Consider the following 24,015-nt stretch of genomic DNA (forward strand, 5'->3'; position numbering starts at 1 on the left):
TGATTTTGGCCTCAGCTGAATCGGCATTGAGACAGGAGAAATGTTACCGCCAGGTTGTCAATCGTCCCCCAACCGACAACCCCAACGATAGCGGCGCGCGCTCAGCTGAAACTCGGGGCGAACGCTCTGGCTCCAGGAGTCGTCACCACCGACCCCCATGTGCTCCCCGTCCAGGCAGACAAAGAGCCCGGCCTCTTCCACCAGCTCCCCCTGGTGACGAGCTTGTGCCAGTTGTCGCTGACTGAAACGGCTGGCACTGAAGTGGAAGGCGCCCCGGATCGAGAGGGGTCCGAGCCACAGCTCGCGAGTGTCGCAGCGCAGGCCATTGTCACTTGGAAAGATGTAGGGGGTATGCAGGGCCGCCAGGGGCAACTCCCAGCATCCAAGATCGGCACTCAGCCGTCGATCCGGATAGTTTTCATGGGGACCACGCCCCAGCCACCGCACCGACTCGGGCACCCTGGCCAGATGCAACTGCAGGCCGACACGCGGCAGTGGGGGGAGCGAGTCGGCCAGCTCCACCTCTATGGCCAGCGCCATGCCCCCCTCCTGGTCGACGCTATGCTGCCACTGCGTCAGGGCGACCAGCGCCTCCCCGTGGAAATAGCCGTGCCGTACCCATAGCGCCCCCTCCCGCTCCTCGATGCCGAGACAGCGGTGGCGCCACTGCCCCAGGCCACAAGCCTGCCAGCGCGCCAACCAGGAGCCCGGATCCGCGTGATCCGCTTCGCTGGTGCCGATGTCGTTATCCAGCGGTGCCCGGTAGAAGTGATCGCTCACCGGCGCCAACAGTTGCTCCTCTCCGTCCCGCAGCCAGCGGTCGATGCACCCGGTGGCCCGATCCAGGTGCCAGTGGTGGCGACGACCCCGGATCCAGCCGCTCTCCTCGAGGCGCGGCCCTGCGGCCACGGGCCGCTGCAAAACCAGGGGGGCAGGCAGGAGGAACTGCTGGCGGGCAACCTCGTGGCCGGCTGCCGACCAAGGGGTCGACGCGATCTGGCTCACCGCCAGATCCAGCCAGTGGAGAGTGCCCCCCTCCTCCCACTCTCCCAGCGTCAGGGTTAGGCGCTGCTGTGGCGCCATGGCAAGCAAGCACTCACCTTCCAGGATGGATTCCCCATCGGCACAGACTCGCCACTGTAACCGCTCGTTGTCGGTAGTGCGGAACAGATAGTCGCTGGTAACCTCGACCCGCAGCGGCCTGCTCGAGAGCAGCCGGAAGGTAAAAGGCTGCTGGGCTCGCCGCGCCTCGAACAGGGCCGGGTGCGCTGTGCGGTCGGGAAAGAGCAACCCGTTGCAGCAGAACTGCCGATCATTTTGCCGATCGCCAAAATCGCCCCCATACCCCCAATCGTGGCGCCCCTCCCCGTCGTGACGATCCAGCCCCTGATCCACCCAGTCCCAGACAAACCCGCCCTGCAGGCGGGGGTATTCCCGAAAGGCCTGCCAGTAGTGGGCAAAGCCCCCCAGACTGTTCCCCATGGCATGGGCATATTCACAGAGAATGAGGGGACGGGACTCACCGGGCAGGCCGATCCACTTCTTGAGAGACCACTTGGGTACGGCAGGGAAGGGCTGATCCTCATCGGTGCGGGCATACATGGGACAGAGGATGTCGGTTGCCGCCGTATTGGCGCCGCCGCCCTCATACTGGATCGGGCGGCTGGGATCCCGCCGCTTGATCCAGCGATACATGGCGTCATGGGCTGCCCCATAGCCCGACTCGTTGCCCAGAGACCAGATGATGATGCAGGGATGGTTAAAGTCCCGCGCCACCATGCGCGCGGCCCGCTCCACGAAGGCCCCCAGCCAGAGGGGATCGTCGGCGAGACGCCCCATGGGAGTCATGCCGTGGGTTTCGATATTCGCCTCATCCACCACATAGAGACCGAGGCGATCACAGAGACGATAGAACTCGGAATGGTTGGGATAGTGGGCACAGCGCACCGCATTGAAGTTGTTCTGCTTGAGCAGTCGCAGATCCTGCTCGATCCTAGCCGGATCGATGGCATAGCCCATGGCGGGATCGAATTCGTGGCGATTGGCTCCCCGGATCAGCAGGGGCGCACCGTTCAGGAGCAGCAGGCCATCGCGGATCTCGACCCGACGAAATCCCACGTCACACCCCTCGGCCTCGATCACGCTCTCTGCGTCGAGCAGGGCCAGGGTGAGACGATAGAGATGAGGGGTCTCGGCACTCCACTGCAGCGGAGCATCGACCCGCATCATCAGGGTTGCCCGCTCTTCGTAGCCTCCCCTCTCATCCACCACGGCCGACCCCACCGCCACCACGCGCTCGCTGATTAACGCCTCATCCAGGTAGAGGCGAGCGCGCAACCTGAGCCCGACCGCCCCCCGGGTCATCGCCGTCAGGGTCAGCAACCCGTCCCGATAACCCTCGTCCAGGGTCGCGGTAAGATTGAAATCGCTCAGATGGCGGGCCGGTTTGTGCAGCAACTCCACCGAGCGAAAGATGCCCGAGAGCCACCACATGTCCTGATCCTCCAGATAACTGCCGTCGGACCAGCGCATCACCAGCACGCAGAGGCGGTTATCCCCGGCCCTGAGAAAGGGGGTGAGATCAAACTCGGCAGGCAAGCGGCTGTCCTGGGAGTAACCGACCCAGGCTCCGTTGCAGAAGAGGTGGAAGGCACTGCTCACCCCGTGCAACAGAATGCGCGTCTGCCCCTCTGCGAGCCAGGCGGGTGACACCCTAAACAGGCGCGAATAACAACCGGTCGGATTCTCCTCGGGCACCCGAGGAGGATCGCAGGGAAAGGGGTACTTGATGTTGGTATAGATGGGGCCGTCGGTGTCCGGTCGCCCCCCCGGGTAGGCGGCATCGAGCTGCCAGCAGCCGGGCACCCGGATCGGCACGGTCCGGGGCAGATCTGACGCCAGCCAGGCCTCAGGCACGGCTTGCGGCGAGGAAAACCAGGCAAAGCCCCAGTCGCCATCGAGGGAGAGAAGATGGGGAGAAGACCCCTGAATCCTGGCGCTCTCCTCATCGGGCCAACCGGCCAAGGGAACGTGCACCGCCAGACGGTGAAGGGAAGTGACACTCTGGGTCTGCCACTCCTGTCGGGCCACTGTCTCCTTGAGCATGCATCCTCTCCTCTCACCGTGATGGGAGGAGTGTAGGAGAGGAGGCTGAGTGGATCAGCGATCCGGCTCACAGCCGTGTAAACGATTACACCAGTTTTGAGAAGTAAAACGCCAATAAAGAGGGGTTAATTTTTTACCAGCCTCACTTGCGAACGGCTGTCACCGATTGACGGTTGACCAGGGTCGGCGCATAGAGGCGGCTCCCCTCGGCCGGCGCATCGCCGGCGGCCAGCTGCAGGGCCAGCCGCGCCGCCTGGGCCGCCATCAACTCGATGGGATAGCGCAGAGTGGTCAGCTTGGGCCTGAGGTAGCGGGCATAGACCAGATCGTCGAAGCCGACCACCGAGACCTCTTCCGGCACCCGCAGACCGTTATCCGCGAGCACCGAGAGGGCGCCGGCGGCCATGGCATCGTTATAGGCCACCACGGCCGTCAGGGGCAGCCCCTTGGCGAGCAGATTGAGCATCGCCTGCTCGCCCCCCTCCTCGCTCGGCGCCCCCCACTCGACCCACTCATCGTGGGCGCTCACTCCACCTTCGCGCAGTGCCTCCTGCCATCCCTGATGACGCAAGGCGGCATCCTCGATGGCGTGATCGGAACAGAGGAAGGCGATATGACGGTGGCCGAGCTCGAGCAGATGACGGGTCGCCACCGTGGTACCGAGACGGTTGTTGAGGGCGATGCAGCGCCCGGGCAGGGCGGCCACCTCCCGGTTGATGAAGACCATGCCGGGCACCTGCTGGGCATACTCCACCAGGGCCTCGTCGGACAGCGCCTTGCTGTGTACCACCAGGGCCTCGCAGCGCTTGCCGATCAGCAACTCGATGGCCTCGCGCTCCTGCTCGGCCCGGTGAAAACCGTTCCCCATCAGGAGGTGCAGCTTCTGCTCCACCGCCACGGTACTCACCCCGCGCACCAGGGTACCGAAGAAGGGGTCGGCCACGTCCCCCACGACCACCCCCATGGTGTCACAGGTACGGTTGACCAGGGCCCTGGCGTTGGCGTTGGGGGTGTAGCCCAGCTCACTCATGGCCTTGCGAACCGCCTCCCGGGAAGCGGCACTGGCCTTGGGGGAGTTGTTCATGACCCGGGAGACGGTGGCCACGGAGACATTGGCAAGACGAGCCACATCCTTGATGGTACTCATGGGTTTTCACTCGTTTTCACAGAAAGCATGGCGCGCATTATATCCCGTCAATACTGGATTCCTATGGGTAATTGTCGGCAGGTCACGCAGACCTCGGCCGCGAACAAGTGTAATCGTTTACACAACTATGCGCCCCATCACAGTTTCCTTTCGCCTCTGGCTCTAGACTCTCGACCATTGGATTGGGAGGCATGATGAAGATTCTGGTCACCGGAGGCTGCGGTTATATCGGCAGCCATACCACACTGGCACTGATGGCTGCCGGCCACGAGCCCGTATTGCTCGACAATCTGTGCAACAGCAAGGAGGCGGTACTGGAACGCATCGCCGCCATCGGCGGCGCCCTGCCCCGCTTCTATCGTGGCGACATTCGTGACGGGGCCCGGCTCGAGCAGATCCTGCGCGAGGAGCAAATCGAGGCGGTGATCCACTTCGCCGCCCTCAAGGCGGTAGGCGAGTCCACCGAGCTGCCCCTCGACTACTACGAAAACAACCTGACCGGCACCCTGGTGCTGCTGCGGGCCATGCAGCGTTGCGGGATCGCCACCCTGGTGTTCAGTTCATCGGCCACCGTCTACGGGGATCCTGCCAGCGTCCCCATCCGCGAAGAGTTCCCCCGCAGCGCCACCAACCCCTATGGCCGCTCCAAACTCATCATCGAGCAGGTGATGGAGGATCTGCAGGCAGCCGAGCCCGGCTGGAGCATGGTGAAGCTGCGCTACTTCAACCCGGTGGGGGCTCACGAGTCGGGCTCCATGGGCGAGGATCCCCAGGGGATCCCCAACAACCTGATGCCCTATATCGCCCAGGTGGCCATAGGACGCCGGCCATATCTCAGCATCTTCGGCGACGACTACCCGACGCCGGACGGCACCGGGGTGCGTGACTACATTCACGTGATGGATCTCGCCGAAGGACACGTCAAGGCCCTCGAGCATTGCCATGGGCGCCCCGGAGTCCACACCTTCAACCTGGGAACGGGTCAGGGCTATAGCGTACGCCAGATGGTCGAGGCCTTCGCCGCTGCCAGCGGCAGGGAGATCCCCTGTCGCATCGCCCCGCGCCGCCCGGGCGATATCGCCGAGTGCTGGGCCGACCCGGGCCACGCCAGGGAGCACCTCGACTGGCAGGCCATCCGGAGTCTGGCAGACATGTGCGCCGACAGCTGGCGCTGGCAATCCCTCAACCCCAACGGTTACGACACAGAACAGGAGTGATGATGTTCAATCCGGTAGATCACCCCCACCGCCGCCTCAACCCCCTCACCGGCCAATATGTGCTGGTCTCCCCCCACAGGGCCAAGCGCCCCTGGCAGGGTCAGGTGGAGACGGTGGCCGAAGGCAGCAGCCGGCAGCACGATCCCGACTGCTTCCTCTGCGCCGGTAACACCCGCGTCAACGGCGAGATGAATCCCCCCTACGAGGGCACCTTCGTCTTTACCAACGACTTCGCCGCCCTGATGCACGATACCCCGGCCGCCACTCCCAGCCGGGATCCCCTGTTGTATCTGGAGGCAGCACGTGGCACCAGCCGGGTCATCTGCTTCTCGCCGGATCACGGCAAGACCCTGCCCGAGCTCTCCCTGACCGCCATAGAGAGGGTGATCACCACCTGGATCGATCAGGTGGCGGAGCTCTCCCGCGACTGGGAGTGGGTACAGGTATTTGAAAACAAAGGGGCCGTCATGGGCTGCTCCAACCCCCATCCCCACGGTCAGATCTGGGGCAGCGACTTCCTGCCCAACGAAATCGCACGGGAGGAGGAGCGCCAGAGCACCTGGTTGGCGGAGCACGGTCGTCCCCTGCTGGTCGACTATGTGGCGCGCGAGCTCGAGGATCGCTCCCGCATCGTGGTGGAGAGCGAGCACTGGGTGGCCGTGGTCCCCTTCTGGGCTGCCTGGCCCTTCGAGACCCTGTTGCTGCCCAAGGCTCACGTCCCCTCCATGCTGGATCTGACGGCCGAGCAAGGTGCCGATCTCGCCATCGCCCTCAAGTCCCTCACCGGCCGCTACGACAATCTGTTCCAGTGCAGCTTCCCCTACTCCATGGGCTGGCACTTCGCCCCCCCCCGCAGCGAAAACCGGGAGGCCTGGCAGTTGCACGCTCACTTCTACCCGCCCCTGCTGCGCTCGGCCACGGTACGCAAGTTTATGGTGGGCTTCGAGATGCTGGCCGAGACCCAGCGCGACCTCACCCCGGAGCAGGCCGCCGAACGCCTGCGCTCCCTAAGCCTTGTTCACTACAAGATTGCCTGAGGAACGAACCATGACCCCATTTGCACGCGTCAACCAGGTGTTTGAGCGCCGCTTCGGCAAGCGCCCCGATCTCGTCGTGCGCGCCCCCGGCCGCGTCAACCTCATCGGCGAGCACACCGACTACAACGACGGCTTCGTCCTGCCCTGTGCCATCGACTACGAGACCTGCGTCGCCATCGCTCATCGTGACGACGATCTGGTCACCGTCATCGCCGCCGACTATGAGGAGCAGCAGGATGAGTTCCACCTCGGGGCTGGCATCCCCCATCACCCGGAGCAGCGCTGGAGCGACTATGTCCGTGGCGTGGTGCATCACCTGCAGGAGCGCGGCCACACCCTGACCGGCCTGGATCTGGTCATCTCGGGCAATGTTCCCCAGGGGGCCGGCCTCTCCTCGTCGGCCTCCCTCGAGGTGGCCATCGGCCAGGCCTTCAAGGAGGCGCAAGGGCTCGACATCAGCCAGGCCGAGATCGCCCTCAATGGCCAGGCGGCCGAGAACCGCTTCGTGGGCTGCAACTGCGGCATCATGGACCAGATGATCTCCGCCAGCGGCAAACGGGATCACGCCCTGCTGCTCGACTGCCGCTCTCTCGAGAGCCGCCTCATCCCCATGCCCGAAGATCTGGCGGTGCTCATCGTCAACTCCAACGTGCGCCGTGGCCTGGTGGACAGTGAATACAACACCCGCCGTGCCCAGTGCGAGGCGGCCGCCCGTCACTACGGGGTCAAGGCCCTGCGCGATCTCAGCCTTGCCGCCCTGGAGGCAGGCAAGGAGGGGCTGGACGACACCTGTTACCGCCGTGCCCGCCATGTGGTGGGTGAAAACGCACGAACCCTGGCCGCCGCCGAGGCGCTGGCGAGCGGCGACCTGACCCGACTGGGGGAGCTGATGGCCCAGTCTCACGCCGCCATGCGCGACGACTTCGCCATCACGGTTCCTCCCATCGACGGGCTGGTCGAGTTGATGAAGGGCGAGATCGGCGAACAGGGGGGCGTGCGGATGACCGGGGGTGGCTTCGGCGGCTGCGTGGTGGCCGTACTGCGTCCGGATCAGGTGACGCGGGTGATCGCCGCCGTCGAGCGCGACTACCCGGCCCGCTTCGGCCTCAAGGCCGACTGTTATATCTGCCGCGCCAGCGACGGGGCGGGGGTGGCCTGATGGAGCGCTTCTCCCTCTGCAGTGACACCGGCCTGCATCTGGAAGGGATCACGCTCGGAGCCACCCTCACCTCCCTGACCGTGCCGGTCGATGGGGCTGCCCGCCAGGTGCTGCTCGGCTGCCCCGACGAAGAGTATGCCAGGCAGCAGGTGTGGCTCGGCGCCGTGGCCGGTCGCTTTGCCAACCGCATTGGTGATGCCACGCTGGAGCGCCATGGTGAGCGCTGGAGCCTGGATGCCAACCAGCCTCCCCACTGCCTGCACGGTGGGGCACTGGGCTTTCACCGCCGTGAATGGACCATAGCGGGGCAAGAGCGTGACCGGGTCCGCCTCACCCTGCTCTCCCCCGACGCAGAGCAGGGATTTCCCGGCAACCTGGCGGTCAGCCTGGAGTACCGCCTGGAGGGAAATACCCTGCTCATCGCCTTCGAGGCCAGGAGCGATCGGGCCACGCCGGTCAGCCTCACCAGCCACGCGTACTTCAATCTGGATGGGGGTGGCGATGTACGTCACCACAGGCTGACGCTCAAGGCGGATCGCTACCTGCCGACCCGGCCTGACGGCATTCCGACTGTGCCGACCGGGGTCGAGGGGGTGTTCGATCTGCGCCAGGGACGCCGGCTCCTCGATGGATGGGGCAGCCATCCCCAGCAGCGGCAGGCCAAGGGTTACGATCACGCCTACCTGCTCACCCCCCGGGAGGATTGGCACGCCAGGCTGCTCTCGGGAGACGGCCGGCTCGCCATGGAGCTGTGGAGCGATCAGCCCTCGCTGCAACTCTATACGGGGAACTGGCTGACCGGCACTCCGGGGCGAGAGGGTGAGTATCGGGATCATGAGGGGATCTGTCTGGAGGCCCAGCAGGTGCCGGACAGCCCCAATCGCCCCGAGCTGGGGAATCCCTGGCTAGAGGCTGGGGGGATCTATCGTCACCACACCCGTCTGCACTTTCTTCCCACCCCTTGAGCCGGAGTGACAACGGGTGTCGCCCCGGCTCCAAATTCACACTTTTTTCATGGCATCCATGCCAGCCTTGCAGCAAGATAGGCGCGCCCGCGAAGGGCGCATTTTCCACATTGCCAGGATGCACCTAGTACATGACTGACACCTATACCCTGCTCGTCGCCTTTATTCTGGGCGTGGTCGAAGGCTTGACCGAATTCCTTCCCGTCTCCTCTACCGGCCATATGATTATCGTCGGCCACCTGCTCGGCTTCGAGGGCCCCAAGGCCGCTACCTTCGAGGTGGTGATCCAGCTCGGCTCCATCCTGGCGGTGGTGGCCGTCTTCTGGCGCCGCCTGTTCGGCCTCATCGGCATCCACTTCGGGCAGAAACCGTCCCAGGACCATGCCACTCTCTCCCTGGTGCATATCATCCTCGGCATGCTACCGGCCGTGGTGATAGGGCTGATGATTCACAGCTGGATCAAGGCCAACCTGTTTGGACCGGTCACCGTCATGTACGCCCTGGTGGCCGGCGGCATCCTGCTCATCATCGCCGAGAAGGCGCGCCCCGCGGTGCGTGCCGAAACCCTGGATGACATCAGCTACAAGCAGGCCTTTGGCATCGGTTGCTTCCAGTGTCTGGCCCTGTGGCCCGGCTTCTCCCGCTCCGGCGCCACCATCAGTGGCGGCATGCTGATGGGGATCAGCCGACAGGCGGCGGCCGAGTTCTCCTTCATCCTGGCGGTCCCCATGATGGTGGCGGCGAGTGCCCTCGATCTCTACAAGAGCCGCGACTTCCTCTCCCTGGCCGACTTCCCCATGTTTGCGGTGGGCTTTGTCACCGCCTTCGTGGTGGCCATGTTCGCCATAAAGACCTTCCTGGCCCTGATCCGTCGCCTCGACTTCATCCCCTTCGCCCTCTACCGCTTCGTGGTAGCCTTCGCCGTCTACCTGGTGTTTGTGGCCTGACCCCATACAACGAGACCGGCCTGATGGCCGGTCTCTCTCTTTTATCCTCTCCTAGCCCAACTCCTCGGGGGACGGCCGCTCATACTCCCCGAGGCAGGCGGTTACCTCGGCCCCCAGCAGCACCACCAACCAGCTCAGATAGACCCAGACGAACAGAATGGGCACGGTCGCCAACGCCCCATAGATGGCCTGATAAGAGGGGAAGTTGGTGATGTAGAGGGCAAAGCCCCGCTTGGCCAGCTCGAACAGGGAGGCGGCCACCACGGCGCCGACCAGGGCGTGAATCACCCGCACCTTGCAGGTGGGCACCACCGTATAGACCAGCAAAAAGGCGAACACCGAGAGCAGGAAGGGGAGCCCCCGCAGCAACCAGTACCCAAGGCCAAACAGGTGATCTTCGGAGAAGAGGCGCAGGGAGACGATGTAGGAACTCACGGCGATACTGGCCCCAATCAAGATGGGACCGAGCGTCAGTATCATCCAGTACATGGCAAAGGCCTGGCCGAGCGGCCTCCCCTGACGGGTGCGCCAGATGTAGTTGAGGTTCTTGTCGATGGCCGAGATCAGCATCAGGGCCACAAACACCAGGGCACCAATCCCCACCGCCGTGGTATTGGTGGCGTTGGCCACGAAGCCGTTGATGTACTCCTGCACCAGCTCGCCGGCCGTCGGCACGAAGTTGTGGTAGACAAACTGCTCCAGGGTCTGCCGGATCCCGCCGAAGACGGGAAAGGCCGACATCATGCCAAACACCACGGCAATCATGGGCACCAGAGAGAGCAGGGTGACGTAGGCGAGGTAGCCGGCGGTGACGGTGAGGCGGTCTTGCTCGAAACGCCCCCAGACAAACTCGGCGAAGTGGCGCCCGTCGCGGCGCAGGAAGAGCAGGCCAGCCCGGGCGGCGGCACTCAGTCTCTCAGGCATGCTTAGTGTCTCTTGGATACGGTCCAGGAGGCCATTGTGGCAGAGGGAGAGGTCAGGGGCAAAAAAGGAAAGGGGTCCCGAGGGACCCCTTCTTGTCTCGCAACGGTTGCGAATTAATCTTCTTTGTTACGACCGGCGCGCTTGCGATCGTTCTCGGTCAGCAGCTTCTTGCGAACCCGGATGCTCTTCGGGGTCACTTCCACCAGCTCGTCGTCATCGATGAACTCGAGTGCCTGCTCCAGGGTCATCTTGACCGGCGGGGTCAGCACGATGGCCTCGTCGGTGCCGGAGGCACGCATGTTGGTCAGCTGCTTGCCCTTGAGGCAGTTAACGGTCAGGTCGTTGGAGCGGGTGTGGATGCCGATCACCTGGCCTTCGTACACCTCGGTGGCGTGACCGATCATCAGACGGCCGCGATCCTGCAGGCTGAACAGGGCGAAGCCCAGAGCCTTACCGGTGGCGTTGGAGATGAGCACGCCATTCTGGCGCTGGCCGATGCTGCCGCCACGGAACTCGCCATAGTGGTCGAAGGTGTGGTAGAGCAGGCCGGTACCGGAGGTCAGGGTCATGAACTCGGTCTGGAAGCCGATCAGGCCGCGAGCCGGGATGACGTAGTCGAGACGCACACGACCCTTGCCGTCCGGCACCATGTCACGCAGCTCGGCCTTGCGCTCACCCAGCTTCTCCATCACGGAGCCCTGGTTCTGCTCTTCGATGTCGACAGTCAGGGTCTCGATGGGTTCCATCTTCACGCCGTTCTCTTCGCGCAGGATAACCTCGGGACGGGAAACGGCCAGCTCGTAGCCTTCGCGACGCATGTTCTCGATGAGGATGCCCAGGTGCAGCTCACCACGACCGGAGACGCGGAACTTGTCCGGATCTTCGGTATCTTCGACGCGCAGGGCCACGTTGTGCACCAGCTCCTGGTCCAGACGCTCGCGGATGTTGCGGGAGGTGACGAACTTGCCCTCTTTACCGGCGAACGGGGAGGTGTTGACCTGGAAGGTCATGGTCACGGTCGGCTCGTCCACGGTCAGGGGCTTCATGGCCTCGACGGCGGCGTTGGAACAGATGGTGTCGGAGATCTTCAGCTCGCCGAGACCGGTGATGGCGATGATGTCGCCCGCCTGGGCGCTCTGGGCCTCGGTACGCTGCAGACCCAGGTAACCCAGGACCTGACCGACCTTGCCGGTGCGGGTCTTGCCGTCACGACCGACGATGGTGACCTGCATGTTGGGCTTGACGCTGCCGCGCTTGATGCGGCCGATGCCGATAACACCCACGTAAGAGTTGTAGTCCAGCTGGGAGATCTGCATCTGGAACTCGCCTTCCGGATCGGCGTCCGGGGCGGAGACGTTGTCCACGATGGCCTGGAACAGGGGGCTCATGTCGTCGGCCAGGGCGTCCGGCTCCATGCCGGCGATGCCGTTCAGGGCAGAGGCGTAGACGATCGGGAAGTCCAACTGCTCGTCGGTGGCACCCAGGTTGTCGAACAGATCGAACACCTGATCGATAACCCAGTCGGGACGGGCACCCGGGCGGTCAACCTTGTTAACCACGACGATCGGCTTGAGACCGTGGGCAAAGGCCTTCTGGGTCACGAAGCGGGTCTGCGGCATCGGGCCGTCAACGGCGTCCACCAGCAGCAGCACGGAGTCGACCATGGAGAGCACGCGCTCTACCTCGCCACCGAAGTCGGCGTGGCCCGGAGTGTCGACGATGTTGATGCGGTAGTCGTTCCAGCGGATCGCGGTGTTCTTGGCGAGAATGGTGATGCCGCGTTCACGCTCCAGGTCGTTGGAGTCCATGACTCGTTCCTGGCCTTCACTGCCACGGTCCAGGGTGCCGGACTGCTGCAGCAGTTTATCGACCAGAGTCGTCTTGCCGTGGTCAACGTGCGCAATAATCGCAATATTGCGGAGCTTTTCTAACATTCTCGCCTCAATTACCGGGTAAAATTGGGCGCTAATTGTACTCCTGTGTTTGTGATCTTCCTAGCAGAATCGCGTGCGCCGCGACATCTCTCACCGATCGGGATCAAAGCAGCCGCTTCCATTCCCTGCTCTGATACTCTTTTGGGGCACACCACCGACAGGCGCACCATAATGATCCATGAACGCATCATTTTGGTGCAAAACCTGCGCCGTTGCGCCATTAAGAAGCAGGCATGCCCTACCCTGAGGCACTGAAATCAAGGTGTCACAGAGTTGGCACGATACTCGCTTAGTGAGTCGGGAGAAGCACTCACCCGCACCCGTTTCAAACACCGGAGGTTACTCAAGATGTCAGCCCAGAACGTTTTGGCCATGATCAAGGAACATGAAGTCAAGTTTGTCGACCTGCGCTTTACCGATACCAAGGGTAAGGAACAGCACGTCTCCATCCCCTCTCACCAGATCGACGAAGACTTCTTCGAAGACGGCAAGATGTTCGATGGCTCCTCCATCGGTGGCTGGAAAGGCATCAATGAGTCTGACATGGTACTGATGCCGGACGCCTCTACCGCCAAGCTGGATCCCTTCACCGAAGAGACCACCCTGAACATCGTCTGTGACGTACTCGAGCCGGCAACCATGCAGGGCTACGACCGTGACCCGCGCTCCATCGCCAAGCGTGCCGAAGACTTCCTGAAGTCCAGCGGCATCGCCGATACCGTCCTGTTCGGACCGGAGCCGGAGTTCTTCATGTTTGACGACATCCGCTTCTCCACCACCATGGGCCACACCTTCGTGAAGATCGAGTCCGAAGAGGCTGCCTGGAACTCGGGGACCGACTACGAGCACGGCAACAAGGGTCACCGCCCCATGGTGAAAGGGGGTTACTTCCCGGTTGCGCCGGTTGACTCCTCCCAGGATATCCGTGCCGCCATGTGTCTGATCCTCGAAGAGATGGGTCAGGTTGTGGAGGCTCACCACCACGAAGTGGCCACCGCCGGCCAGAACGAGATCGCCACCCGCTTCAACACCCTGACCAAGAAGGCTGACGAAGTGCAGGTGCTGAAGTACGTGATCCACAACGTGGCCCACGCCTACAACAAGACCGTCACCTTCATGCCCAAGCCCATGTTCGGTGACAACGGCTCCGGTATGCACTGCCACCAGTCTCTGGCCAAGAACGGCGTCAACCTGTTCGCCGGCGACCTGTACGGTGGTCTGTCCGAGATGGCACTGCACTACATCGGCGGGATCATCAAGCACGCCAAGGCAATCAACGCCTTTGCCAACCCGACCACCAACTCCTACAAGCGTCTGGTACCGGGCTATGAGGCTCCGGTCATGCTGGCCTACTCCGCCCGTAACCGCTCTGCCTCCATCCGTATCCCTGTGGTACCGAGCCCGAAGGCCCGCCGTATCGAGGTGCGCTTCCCGGATCCCTGTGCCAACCCCTACCTGGCCTTTGCTGCCCAGCTGATGGCCGGCCTGGACGGCATCATGAACAAGATCCATCCGGGCGATGCCATGGACAAGAACCTCTACGATCTGCCGGCCGAAGAAGCGGCCGAGATCCCGACCGTTGCCGGCTCTCTGGATGAAGCCCTGGCCGCACTGGATGCCGATCGTGAGTTCCTGACCCGTGGCGGTGTGTTCAGCGACGACTTCATCGATGCCTATCTGGAGCTCAAGCAGGCCGACGTGGATCGCGTGCGCATGACCCCGCACCCGGTCGAATTCGAGCTCTACTACTCCCTGTAAGGGTTCGTGCCCTGTGAAAACCCGCCCATGGTGGCGGGTTTTTTATTGGGCATCTGATAGGCTTTGAACACAACACGAGCACAAGGATGGACCCATGAGGAGATTGTTTTGGCTTTTGCTGCTGCCCCTGGCCCTGCAGGCGGCCGAACCGCAGATCTACACCTGGACCGACGCCAACGGTGTGATCCACTACAGTGACAGCGCTCCCCCCGGCAAGCAGGCCCGTCCGGTCGATCTTGAGGTGACCCCTTCGGTCGGCCCCAGCCCCAATATGGTGCAGGTTGCCGACTACGACCGCCTGACAGGCAAGGAGCAAGCCGACAAGAAGAAAGAGCTGCAGGTGGCGCTCATCACCCCGGAATCGGGTAGTACCCTGCGGGACAACACGGGCAACGTGGTGTTTCAGGCGGCCATCACCCCTCAAGCCCCCACTCAGTATGAACTGCGCCTCAAGCTCGATGGCAAGGCCGCCGGACAGGTAAAAAATGGCCTTGCCCTGCGGCTGGAGAACCTGGACCGCGGCGCTCATGAAGCCATGGTCGAGTTGGTCGGTGAGAACGGTACGATCCTTGCTAAATCTCCCGTTGTGACTTTCTACCTGCACCGCGCCAAGGTGGACAACAAGCCCAAACCCGAACCGAGAGCCGAAGGGGGATGACCTGATGCACCGGAGCGGGTAGACTGAATGCACCATTATGGTGCAAAGCACCGTTTCAGGGAGAAGCCCGTGCCCACCCGCTCCGCTCAAACCCAGGTCGTACTCGACAATCTGCTCACCGCCGTCATCCTCATCGATGAGCGGCTCTGCATTCACTATGTCAATCCGGCCGCCGAGCAACTCCTCTCCTTAAGCGAGCGACGCCTCATCGGCATCGAGTTCCCCCAATTGCTCGAGCATATCTCCCTCGATCTGCAGCGACTGCGCCAGGGGCTGGCCACCGGGCAGGGCTTCACCGACAACGAGGTGACCCTGGTGGTCGAGGGAGAGCCACGCCTGGTCGAGCTCAGCGCCACACCGCTGGCCGACCATGAGCAGCGCCTGATGCTGGTGGAGCTGCGCAAGATCGATCAGCAGAAGCGGATCAGCCAGGAGCTGCAACAGCACGCCCAGCAGCAGGCGGCCAAGGAGCTGGTGCGCGGCCTGGCCCACGAGATCAAGAACCCCCTCGGGGGCCTGCGCGGTGCCGCCCAGTTGCTACAGCGGGAGCTGCCCGACCCCTCTCTGCGCGAATACACGGGCATCATCATCGAGCAGGCGGATCGTCTGCGCTCTCTGGTAGATCGGCTGCTCGGCCCCCAGCGTCCCGGCCAGCACAAGGTGCACAACGTCCACTCGGTGCTGGAACAGGTGCGCCGTCTGGTGGAGCTGGAGCTCCCTCCCGGCATCCGCATCGAGCGGGACTATGACCCCAGCATCCCCGACTTCGAGATGGAGCCGGACCAGTTGCAACAAGCCTTTCTCAACATAGTGCGCAACGCCGCCGAGGCACTCGGGGAGCGGGGGGAGATCCGCCTGCGAACCCGCACCGCCTTTCAGGTCACCATCCACGGCCAGCGCTACCGGCTGGCGGCCGAGATCAAGATCATCGATAACGGTCCCGGCATTCCAGAAGGGATCCGCGATACTCTCTTCTACCCCATGGTGACCGGCAAGGAGGGAGGCACAGGCCTCGGCCTCTCCATCGCCCAAAACCTGATCGACCAGCACAAGGGACGCATCGAGTGCATCAGCTGGCCCGGTCACACCGAATTCTCCATTCATCTGCCGCTTCGCAAGTGAGGACCCCATGACAGCCAAGATATGGATAGTCGATGACGACAGCTCTATTCGCTGGGTACTCGAACGTGCGCTCAGCAGCGAGGGGATGAGCTGTGATGCCTTCAGCGAGGGGGAGAGTCTGCTGGCCGCCCTGGAGAGTCGCAGCCCGGACGTGATCCTGTCGGATATCCGGATGCCGGGGATCGATGGCCTGAGCCTGCTCGATCAGATCCACCTGCGCCAACCCGATCTGCCGGTCATCATCATGACCGCCCACTCGGATCTCGACAGCGCAGTCAACGCCTACCAGCGTGGCGCCTTCGAATACCTGCCCAAACCGTTCGACATCGACGAGGCGGTGAGCCTGGTACGGCGCGCCGAGAATCACCAGCGAGAACAGCGCAGCAAGCGACGCAACAAGCAACAGGAGCAGGAGGGCAACCCCGAGATCATCGGTGAGGCCCCCGCCATGCAGGAGGTATTCCGCGCTATCGGGCGTCTGTCGCGCTCCAGCATCTCGGTGCTCATCAACGGTCAGAGCGGCACCGGCAAGGAGCTGGTTGCCCACGCCTTGCACAAGCACAGCCCGCGTGCCAGCAAGCCCTTCATCGCCCTCAACATGGCCGCCATCCCAAAGGATCTTATTGAATCTGAACTGTTTGGCCACGAAAAGGGCGCCTTCACCGGGGCCAATGCCATTCGTCAGGGGCGATTCGAACAGGCCAACGGCGGCACCCTCTTCCTCGACGAGATCGGCGACATGCCACTGGATGTGCAGACCCGGCTGCTGCGGGTGCTGGCCGATGGCCAGTTCTATCGGGTCGGTGGACATCAGCCGGTGCAGGTGGATGTGCGGATCATCGCCGCCACCCACCAGAATCTGGAGAAACGGGTGGCCGATGGTGAGTTTCGTGAGGATCTCTTCCACCGCCTCAATGTCATCCGCATTCATATCCCCGCCCTGCGGGAGCGCCGCGAGGATATCCCCCAACTGGCCCGTCACTTCCTGCTGCGAGCGGCACGGGAGATGGGCGTCGAGTCCAAGAGCCTGCATCCGGAAACAGAGCGCTACCTGAGTCGATTGCCCTGGCCCGGCAACGTGCGCCAGCTGGAGAACGTCTGCCGCTGGCTTACCGTGATGGCGTCGGGACAGGAGATCCTGCTGGCGGATCTCCCCGCCGAGCTGCTCGCCCCCGAGCCGGAGGCGCACGCCTCGGGTGAGGTGACGGGCAACTGGCAGCAGTTGCTGCGCACCTGGGTGGCCACCCGGCTGGCCAGGGGGGAGGTGGATATACTGGCCGAGGCGCTGCCCCAATTTGAGAAGATACTGCTGGAGACGGCGCTGGAGCATACCCAGGGTCACAAACAGGAGGCGGCGCGTCTGCTGGGATGGGGGCGCAACACCCTCACCCGTAAACTCAAGGAGCTCGAACTCTAGCGGTCGAGACTTCCTAGCTGAAAGCGGGAGGCTTGGCCGCCCTGGCGGCGGTTTGCCGAGCGGCACGCCTCCAGCCCCTGCAGGCCACGCTGAATGAAGTCCGAGGTGTGGCCAACCAGGATGCCATTGCTGCGATAGAGGTTACGCTCCTGTGCCTCGAAGGGCTCACCACCGATCAGCAGTTCTCGCTTTCCGGCTCGCTCCTGCCACGCCAGGGGCAGAGTGAGATCACTGATCACCTCACCACTCTTGCATCCTTCACGCCAACGGGCTTCGTCGGCAAACGGCAGGAAGGAGATCTCGCGCCAGGAACCATCCTCGAACTCGACCCGATATCGCTGCAGGGCCAGATCGCACCCGCCCAGTGCCATCAACAACAGCCACCACCCTCTGTAACGCACCCTCTCTCTCCCTACTGCGGCGCCAAGGAGCCAGCATAAAGAATCCGCTCCCGTCGTGCACCCCTTACGGGTCGAACTATGATCACAAATAAACGATGGAGTGCCTATGAGAGAGCTGCTGCCTGTCTTTGTCTGGCTAGAGGAACACCCTGCCTGGACCCTCTTCACCCTGCTGCTGATGGCCGTTCATGCCCTGCGCAATCCGGCCCACAGGCGCGATCTCAAGTCCGCCTGCGGCCAAACGATGCTGGTCCTCATACTGGCCCTGCTGGTGCAGTTCCAGGGGGCCTGGCTGCGCCTGCCCCTCCCCGACAAGTGGCTGCACGAGTTGGTGACCCTCACCGCCGGCCTGGTCCTGATCCGCATCTGGGGGCTGCTCACTTTTCACCTCTTGCTCCCCCTCTTCCATGTGCGCGTTCCGCAGATCGTCGCCGACATAGTGATAACCCTGGCCTATGTGGGGTGGGCCCTCTACCGGCTCTACGCCTCCGGCCTCTCCCTCGGAGAAATCGTCACCACCTCGGCGGTGATCACCGCCGTCATCGCCTTCTCGATGCAAGATACCCTGGGCAACCTGCTGGCCGGGGTCTCGATTCAACTCGACGACTCCATCAGTCTGGGCGACTGGCTGATGGTCGACACAGTTCAGGGCCGAGTCGTACAGATCAACTGGCGAGCCACCACCATCGAGACCCGCAACTGGGAGACCGTGGTGATCCCCAACAGCCACCTGCTCAAACAGCGTTTCACCGTGTTGGGACGGCGCACCGGTCAGCCCCAGCAATGGCGGCGCTGGATCTGGTTCGATCTCTCCCTCGACACCCTGCCCACCCAGATCATCAGCCTGGTCGAACGTTCCCTGCGGGAGACCCGATTGCCCAACGTGGCCCACTGGCCCATGCCGGACTGCCTGCTGATGAACGTGGAAAATGGCATCGCCCGCTATGCGGTCCGCTACTGGCTGACGGATCTGGCGGCCGATGACCCCACCGACTCGGTGGTTCGCACCCTGATCGATGCGGCCCTGCGCCGCAACGATCGGCGTCTCACTCCCCCCATCTTTAATATCTTCATGGCCAAGGAGGAGAAACATCAGGATGCCCGCCACAAGCGCCACACCGCCGAGCGGATGGCGGTGCTGCAGCAACTTCCACTCTTCGCCATGCTGGAGGAAGAGGCGCTGTTACAACTGGCCGACCAGCTTAAATTCGCCCCCTTCGTCAACGGCGACATCATGCTGGCTCAGGGTGAGGTCACCCAGTGGTTGTTTGTACTGGTCAAGGGAGAAGCCGAGATGCTGATCGAGCAAGAGGGACGAACCCTGCTGCTGGGGAGACTGGGGGCGGGGGATTTCTTCGGCGAGTTGAGCCTGCTGACCGGGGAACCCAGCTCCTTTACGGTTAGGGCCCTGGGCACGGTGGAGAGCTATCGCATCAACCAGGCCATGTTCCAGTCGCTCTTCATGGCCAGAGAACACATGCTGCAGCCTCTCCACCAGGCCCTGACCCGGCGCCAGCAGGAGCAGGCCGATCTGCTGGCCCGCGAGGCCCATCAGCCGGTCCAGCCCCAGAGCCGGGATCTTCTCGACAAACTGCGCAGCTTCTTCGGGGTGAAATAGCTCAGAGCAACAGATCGGCCAGCTCGCTCAGGTGGGCGATCTCCACATCCGGCAGCTGGGCCGGACGGGGCAAGCCCCGATCGTTAAGCCAGGCGGTGCGCAGCCCATGACGACGGGCCCCCAGCAGATCGGTGACCGGGTGATCCCCCACGTGCAGCACCCGGGAAGCCGGCAGGCCGAGATCTCCCAGCGCCAGCTCGAAGAGATCCGGAAATGGCTTCATGCGCCGCCCGTTACCCGCCTGATGGACATGACGGAAATAGTGCGCCAACCCCGCCCACTCCAGATCCAGGTTGCCATTGGTGATGGCCACCAAAGGGTAGCGCCGCGCCAATCGGGTCAGCAGAGCATGAGTCTCGTCGCTCACCTCCACCTCGGAGCGCAGGGCTGTAAAGAGGGTAAAGACCTGCTCGGCCTCCCGGCGGGCCGGATCAGGAGCCATCCCCCCCAGCTCCAACCCGGCCTGCAGCTGCCGCCGCCGACAGAGGCTCACATCATGGGCCAGCGCCGGCTCGCGGGCCAGCAGACCGCGCTTGATATCGCGCCAGCGCTCACCATCCAGCATGGCGGTCTCCAGATACTGGCTGCGCATGTAGTCGACCATCCAGGCCTCGGCACGCGCCATGGTCGGACGGTTATCGTAGAGGGTGTCGTCGAGATCGAAGGTGATGGCCTCAACCGGCTGCCAGCGGCGATAGAAACGCATGGATGCTCCTGTCACTCGTCCTCCTCCCGGCTGCGCCTGGCGCGCGGATGAGCCTGGTCATATACCTTGGCCAGGTGCTGGAAGTCGAGGTGGGTATAGATCTGGGTGGTGGCCAGGTTGGCGTGGCCGAGCAACTCCTGTACCGCCCGCAGATCGCCGGAGGACTCCAGCATATGCGTGGCGAAGCTGTGGCGCAGTTTATGGGGATGGACGTGGGCGTCCAGCGCCTGGCGGTTGCCCCACTGATCGAGGCGCAGTTGCACCGAACGAGCCGTGATGCGCCGCTTCTGCTTCGACAGGAACAGGGCCGGCTCCTCCGGCTGGGCAAAGGCGGGACGCATGGCCAACCACTTGCCGAGCCACTCCACCGCCATGCGACCAACCGGCAGCAAGCGCTCCTTGCTCCCCTTGCCGGTGACCCTCACCTGGCGCTCGTCGAGCTTGAGATCCACCAGATCGAGTCCCACCAGCTCGGAGAGGCGCAGACCGCTCGAGTAGAAGAGCTCCATCATGGCGCGATCGCGCACCGCCAGCGGGTCCTGCTCGTCGATGGCGAGCAGCTGATAGACCTGATCCACATCGAGATTCTTGGGCAGCGGGCGTCCCTGCTTGGGAGCCTGAACTCCCCGTGCCGGATTGGCAGCGAGACGGCCGTGGCGCACCAGCCAGTCGCACAGGCTGCGCAGGGCCGACAGCTTGGCGGCCAGGGTGCGCGGCACCAGGCCCTCCTTGTGCAATCGGGTAAGCAGGCTGCGCACCTGGCTCCCCTCGAGGCGTGACCAGTCGTCGATACCGAATGCCGCCACCCGCTCGGCCATCTGTTCGAGATGGCGCCGATAGTTATCGCGGGTGTGCGGGCTGAGCTGGCGCTCCACCCGCAGGAACTCGAGAAAGGCCTCGATGTCGGCCAGCAGGGCAGGCGCCGGTTCAGCCACGGAGCAACTCGGGCAAACGCAGCTGCAACAGTCGACCAAGCTGGCCGAGCAGCAGGGTATCGTTGTGGGGTGAGAAGTGGCCCGGGTCCGAGCTGGCAAAGGCGAGAATGCCGAGATCCCCCAGGCGAAGCAGGGCCACCGAGTTGACCAGCACATCCAGGCCAAACAGGGCCTGTTTCTCCCCCTGACTCAGACGCCCCTGATAGCACTCCTGCCCCGGCAGCCGGGTTGCCAGCAGCGCATCCAGCTGGCGACCATCGGCCATAAACAGCCGCAGCCCCTCGGGCAGTGTCACCTGACGCGGATTGAGCCAGAGTCGCACCGAGGTGAGCCTCAGCTGTTGCACAAAGGCCCGGGCCAGCAGACGGCTCAGATCGAACAGATCGCAGCAGGCAAACAGTTCGGCATAGACCTCGGCATAGCAGCGAAAGAGACGCTCGTTCTGGCTCGCCACCTGCATCAGCTCGGTGATCTCCTGCTCTAGCTGGTCGATTCGCTCACGCTGGCGCCCCAGTTGCAGCTCTACCAGTGAGACACTGCCCCGGCGATCGTGGGGGATGCGCAGCCTGTCGAGCAGCAGAGGGTGGCGCAGAAAGAATTCCGGGTGCCGGGAGAGGTACTCCAGTACCTGACTCTCGTCGATCCCGCTCTCTTGCCATCTGGGTTCACTCATATCTCTATCTGTCCATCAAAGACGTGTTCGGCCGGCCCCGTCATATAGACGGGAGCACCCGGCCCCTTCCAGGCGATCTGCAGATCCCCGCCCGGCAGTGAGACCCTGACCCGCTCCTTGAGCTTGCCCTGGCTCATGCCGATAACGGCGGCGGCGCAGGCTCCCGTACCGCAGGCGAGCGTCTCGCCGGCACCACGCTCGAACACTCGCAGCTTCACTTCACCGGCGTTGATCACCTCCATAAAGCCCACGTTGACCCGTTCGGGGAAACGCTCATGACGCTCCATCAACGGGCCCAGGATCTCGACGGGGGCATCGGCCACCGAGGGGACCTCGATGACGCAGTGGGGATTCCCCATGGAGACGGCGCCGCACATGACGGTATGCTCTCCGGCACGCAGCAGATAGGTCTTCTCGGCCTTCTGGGCCCGAAACGGGATGCGCCCCGGCTCAAACTGGGGCACCCCCATGTTGACCGTCACCTGATTACCCTGCTCGAGCTGCAGCACAATCTTGCCGCGTGCCGTGCTGACCGCGATACGATCCTTGTTGGTGAGCCCCTTGAGACGCACGAAACGGGCGAAGCAACGGGCCCCGTTGCCACACTGCTCCACCTCGGAGCCATCGGCATTGAAGATGCGGTAGTGAAAGTCCTGCTCCGGATCGTAGGGGGGCTCCACCAGCAGCAGCTGATCGAAGCCGATACCAAAGTGACGGTCGGCCAGGCGCTTGATCACCTCGTTGCTGAGGAACACCTTCTGAGTGACGCTGTCGACCACCATGAAGTCATTACCCAGCCCATGCATCTTGGAAAATTCAATCAGCATCAGGGATTCCGTTATTGCGGCAGCGGCTGTTCGCCCTGCCAGAGTTGTTCGAGGCGCTCGCGCTCGCGCACCAGATAGGCCCGCTCCCCGTCCACCATCACCTCGGCGGCCCGCGGGCGGGTGTTGTAGTTGGAAGACATGACGAAACCATAGGCGCCTGCCGAGCGCACAGCCAGCAGGGAACCCTCGGCGATGGCCAGCTCCCGCTCCTTGCCGAGGAAGTCACCGGTTTCACAAACCGGGCCAACCACGTCGTAGAGGGCGCGGGGGTATGCGGCACGGCTGTCGACCTCGATGATGTTCATCCAGGCCCCGTAGAGGGAGGGGCGCAGCAGATCGTTCATCCCCGCATCGATCAAGGCGAAGTTGCGGCTATCACCGGGCTTGAGGTACTCGACCCGGGTCAACAGCACGCCGGCATTGGCGGCGATGGCCCGCCCCGGTTCGAACAGTATGGTCAGGTTGCGGCCCGCCAGCTTCTGCTTGAGGGCACTGGCATAGTCGCTCGGATGGGGTGGCTGCTCGGCGCCATAGTTGACCCCCAGCCCGCCCCCCACATCCAGGTGGTGGATATGGATCCCCTCCACCGCCAGTTCATCGATGAGGCGCAGCAGCTTGTCGGTGGCCTCCATGAAGGGGGCCAGTTCGGTGAGCTGGGAGCCGATGTGGCAATCCACCCCCTTGATCTCGATATGGGCCATGGCCGCCGCCTTGCGGTAGATAGCCGGTGCCAGCTCGATGGGAATCCCAAATTTGTTCTGTTTGAGCCCGGTCGAGATGTAGGGATGGGTACCGGCATCGATGTCCGGGTTGACCCGCACCGAGACGGGGGCCTTGTGCCCCATCTCGCCGGCCACCCGGTTCAGACGCTCCAGCTCCGCCTCGGACTCGAGGTTGAAGCAGAAGATCTGCTTCTCGAGGGCGAAGCGCATCTCTTCCTCGCTCTTGCCCACACCGGAGAAGACCACCTTGCGGGGATCGCCGCCGGCGGCCAGCACCCGGGCCAACTCACCACCCGAGACGATGTCAAAGCCAGAGCCCAGGCGCGCCAGCACATTGAGCACCCCCAGGTTGGAGTTGGCCTTGACCGCATAGCAGATGAGGTGGGGAATATCGCCGGCAGCGGCGTCGAAGGCGCGCCAGTGGCGCTCCAGGGTGGCACGGGAGTAAACGTAGAGCGGGGTGCCGTGGGCGGCGGCCAGATCGGCCAGCAGACACTCTTCTGCCTTCAGCTGGCCAGCGGTGTCATAGTTAAAGTGATCCAAGGGGGTCCTTCCTTTAGTTCTGCTCGGCTCCCGTGGCAGGCTTCTCATCACTCTGCGCGGGTTGCGCCGCCGGCGCCTGCGCTTGTGGCTGCTCGGGGGGAGGCGGCATGTAGAGCGGCCCCTTGAGCCCACAGGCGGTCAGTCCCAGACAGAGGAGAGTGGCCACGAGGCCCTTGGCGAGCTGGATTGTCATAAAGGTT

General features: G+C 63.6%; 21 protein-coding genes. 10 read left to right on the forward strand and 11 right to left on the reverse strand.

Annotation, left to right across the window (positions count from 1 at the left end; translation table 11 throughout):
* Positions 1-57 precede the first annotated feature (57 nt).
* Both AB5Y48_RS17695 and AB5Y48_RS17700 read right to left on the reverse strand, forming a co-directional pair.
* Positions 58-3,105, reverse strand: a complete 3,048-nt coding sequence (locus tag AB5Y48_RS17695) for a beta-galactosidase (protein WP_368165318.1) — start codon at positions 3,103-3,105, stop codon at positions 58-60.
* 142 nt (positions 3,106-3,247) lie between these two features.
* A complete protein-coding gene (locus AB5Y48_RS17700; protein WP_050666413.1) occupies positions 3,248-4,252 on the reverse strand; it encodes a substrate-binding domain-containing protein in 1,005 nt (334 codons plus the stop codon).
* A 194-nt stretch (positions 4,253-4,446) separates the two neighbouring features.
* On the opposite strand from AB5Y48_RS17700, the gene galE reads away from it, so the two are divergent.
* The 5 genes from galE to bacA all read left to right on the forward strand — a co-directional run bounded on the left by galE (position 4,447) and on the right by bacA (position 9,577).
* Complete coding sequence (galE, locus tag AB5Y48_RS17705) at positions 4,447-5,469, forward strand: UDP-glucose 4-epimerase GalE (protein ID WP_368165399.1); 1,023 nt, start codon at positions 4,447-4,449, stop codon at positions 5,467-5,469.
* A gap of 2 nt (positions 5,470-5,471) precedes the next feature.
* Positions 5,472-6,506 (forward strand): UDP-glucose--hexose-1-phosphate uridylyltransferase, encoded by a 1,035-nt coding sequence (locus AB5Y48_RS17710; protein ID WP_368165320.1) that lies wholly within the window; start codon positions 5,472-5,474, stop codon positions 6,504-6,506.
* A 10-nt stretch (positions 6,507-6,516) separates the two neighbouring features.
* A complete protein-coding gene (gene galK / locus AB5Y48_RS17715; RefSeq protein WP_368165322.1) occupies positions 6,517-7,665 on the forward strand; it encodes a galactokinase in 1,149 nt (382 codons plus the stop codon).
* Positions 7,665-8,630 carry a galactose-1-epimerase gene (locus tag AB5Y48_RS17720; RefSeq protein WP_368165324.1) on the forward strand — a complete coding sequence of 322 codons (966 nt, stop codon included), beginning with the start codon at positions 7,665-7,667 and terminating at the stop codon, positions 8,628-8,630. The genes galK and AB5Y48_RS17720 overlap by 1 nt, the downstream gene beginning before the upstream one ends.
* 131 nt (positions 8,631-8,761) lie before the next feature.
* Positions 8,762-9,577: an undecaprenyl-diphosphate phosphatase gene (bacA, locus tag AB5Y48_RS17725; protein WP_060583485.1), complete on the forward strand. Its 816-nt coding sequence runs from the start codon at positions 8,762-8,764 to the stop codon at positions 9,575-9,577.
* A 51-nt stretch (positions 9,578-9,628) separates the two neighbouring features.
* On the opposite strand, the gene AB5Y48_RS17730 is transcribed toward bacA, so the two are convergent.
* Complete coding sequence (locus AB5Y48_RS17730) at positions 9,629-10,501, reverse strand: virulence factor BrkB family protein (protein ID WP_050666407.1); 873 nt, start codon at positions 10,499-10,501, stop codon at positions 9,629-9,631.
* A gap of 113 nt (positions 10,502-10,614) precedes the next feature.
* Positions 10,615-12,435, reverse strand: coding sequence for a translational GTPase TypA (gene typA / locus AB5Y48_RS17735; RefSeq protein ID WP_050666406.1), 1,821 nt, complete (start codon positions 12,433-12,435; stop codon positions 10,615-10,617).
* 348 nt (positions 12,436-12,783) lie between these two features.
* On the opposite strand from typA, the gene glnA reads away from it, so the two are divergent.
* The 4 genes from glnA (at position 12,784) to glnG (ending at position 17,390) form a co-directional block, all read left to right on the forward strand.
* Positions 12,784-14,193 carry a glutamate--ammonia ligase gene (gene glnA, locus AB5Y48_RS17740; RefSeq protein WP_050666405.1) on the forward strand — a complete coding sequence of 470 codons (1,410 nt, stop codon included), beginning with the start codon at positions 12,784-12,786 and terminating at the stop codon, positions 14,191-14,193.
* Between the two features lie 94 nt (positions 14,194-14,287).
* A complete protein-coding gene (locus AB5Y48_RS17745) occupies positions 14,288-14,851 on the forward strand; it encodes a DUF4124 domain-containing protein (protein WP_050666404.1) in 564 nt (187 codons plus the stop codon).
* A 69-nt stretch (positions 14,852-14,920) separates the two neighbouring features.
* A complete protein-coding gene (glnL, locus tag AB5Y48_RS17750; protein WP_050666403.1) occupies positions 14,921-15,973 on the forward strand; it encodes a nitrogen regulation protein NR(II) in 1,053 nt (350 codons plus the stop codon).
* A gap of 7 nt (positions 15,974-15,980) precedes the next feature.
* Positions 15,981-17,390, forward strand: a complete 1,410-nt coding sequence (gene glnG / locus AB5Y48_RS17755; RefSeq protein ID WP_368165328.1) for a nitrogen regulation protein NR(I) — start codon at positions 15,981-15,983, stop codon at positions 17,388-17,390.
* Here the strand turns inward: glnG and AB5Y48_RS17760 are convergent.
* Entirely contained in the window at positions 17,387-17,761 is a 375-nt protein-coding gene (locus AB5Y48_RS17760; protein ID WP_050666401.1) for a hypothetical protein, read from the reverse strand. The two genes, glnG and AB5Y48_RS17760, sit on opposite strands and share 4 nt — an antisense overlap.
* Positions 17,762-17,897: 136 nt before the next feature.
* Between AB5Y48_RS17760 and AB5Y48_RS17765 the strand changes: the two genes are divergently transcribed.
* Entirely contained in the window at positions 17,898-19,409 is a 1,512-nt protein-coding gene (locus tag AB5Y48_RS17765) for a mechanosensitive ion channel family protein (RefSeq protein ID WP_060583474.1), read from the forward strand.
* A gap of 1 nt (position 19,410) precedes the next feature.
* Here the strand turns inward: AB5Y48_RS17765 and AB5Y48_RS17770 are convergent, their stop codons facing one another.
* From AB5Y48_RS17770 to AB5Y48_RS17795, 6 genes are read right to left on the reverse strand one after another with little or no spacing between them, the layout of a single operon-like run.
* Complete coding sequence (locus AB5Y48_RS17770; protein WP_050666399.1) at positions 19,411-20,115, reverse strand: HAD-IA family hydrolase; 705 nt, start codon at positions 20,113-20,115, stop codon at positions 19,411-19,413.
* 11 nt (positions 20,116-20,126) lie between these two features.
* The gene (xerC, locus tag AB5Y48_RS17775; protein ID WP_082177978.1) at positions 20,127-21,050 is read right to left on the reverse strand and encodes a tyrosine recombinase XerC; all 924 of its coding nucleotides are present in this window, start codon (positions 21,048-21,050) and stop codon (positions 20,127-20,129) included.
* Positions 21,043-21,723 (reverse strand): DUF484 family protein, encoded by a 681-nt coding sequence (locus AB5Y48_RS17780; RefSeq protein WP_050666397.1) that lies wholly within the window; start codon positions 21,721-21,723, stop codon positions 21,043-21,045. Before AB5Y48_RS17780 ends, xerC begins: the two co-directional genes overlap by 8 nt.
* Positions 21,720-22,550, reverse strand: coding sequence for a diaminopimelate epimerase (gene dapF, locus AB5Y48_RS17785; RefSeq protein ID WP_050666396.1), 831 nt, complete (start codon positions 22,548-22,550; stop codon positions 21,720-21,722). Before dapF ends, AB5Y48_RS17780 begins: the two co-directional genes overlap by 4 nt.
* Positions 22,551-22,561: 11 nt before the next feature.
* Positions 22,562-23,815, reverse strand: coding sequence for a diaminopimelate decarboxylase (lysA, locus tag AB5Y48_RS17790; RefSeq protein WP_368165331.1), 1,254 nt, complete (start codon positions 23,813-23,815; stop codon positions 22,562-22,564).
* Positions 23,816-23,828: 13 nt separating this feature from the next.
* Positions 23,829-24,008 (reverse strand): lipoprotein, encoded by a 180-nt coding sequence (locus AB5Y48_RS17795; protein ID WP_050666394.1) that lies wholly within the window; start codon positions 24,006-24,008, stop codon positions 23,829-23,831.
* Between the last annotated feature and the right edge of the window lie 7 nt (positions 24,009-24,015).

It is taken from the genome of Aeromonas sp. R6-2, from assembly GCF_040908155.1.
GTDB classification, from domain to species: Bacteria; Pseudomonadota; Gammaproteobacteria; order Enterobacterales; family Aeromonadaceae; genus Aeromonas; species Aeromonas schubertii.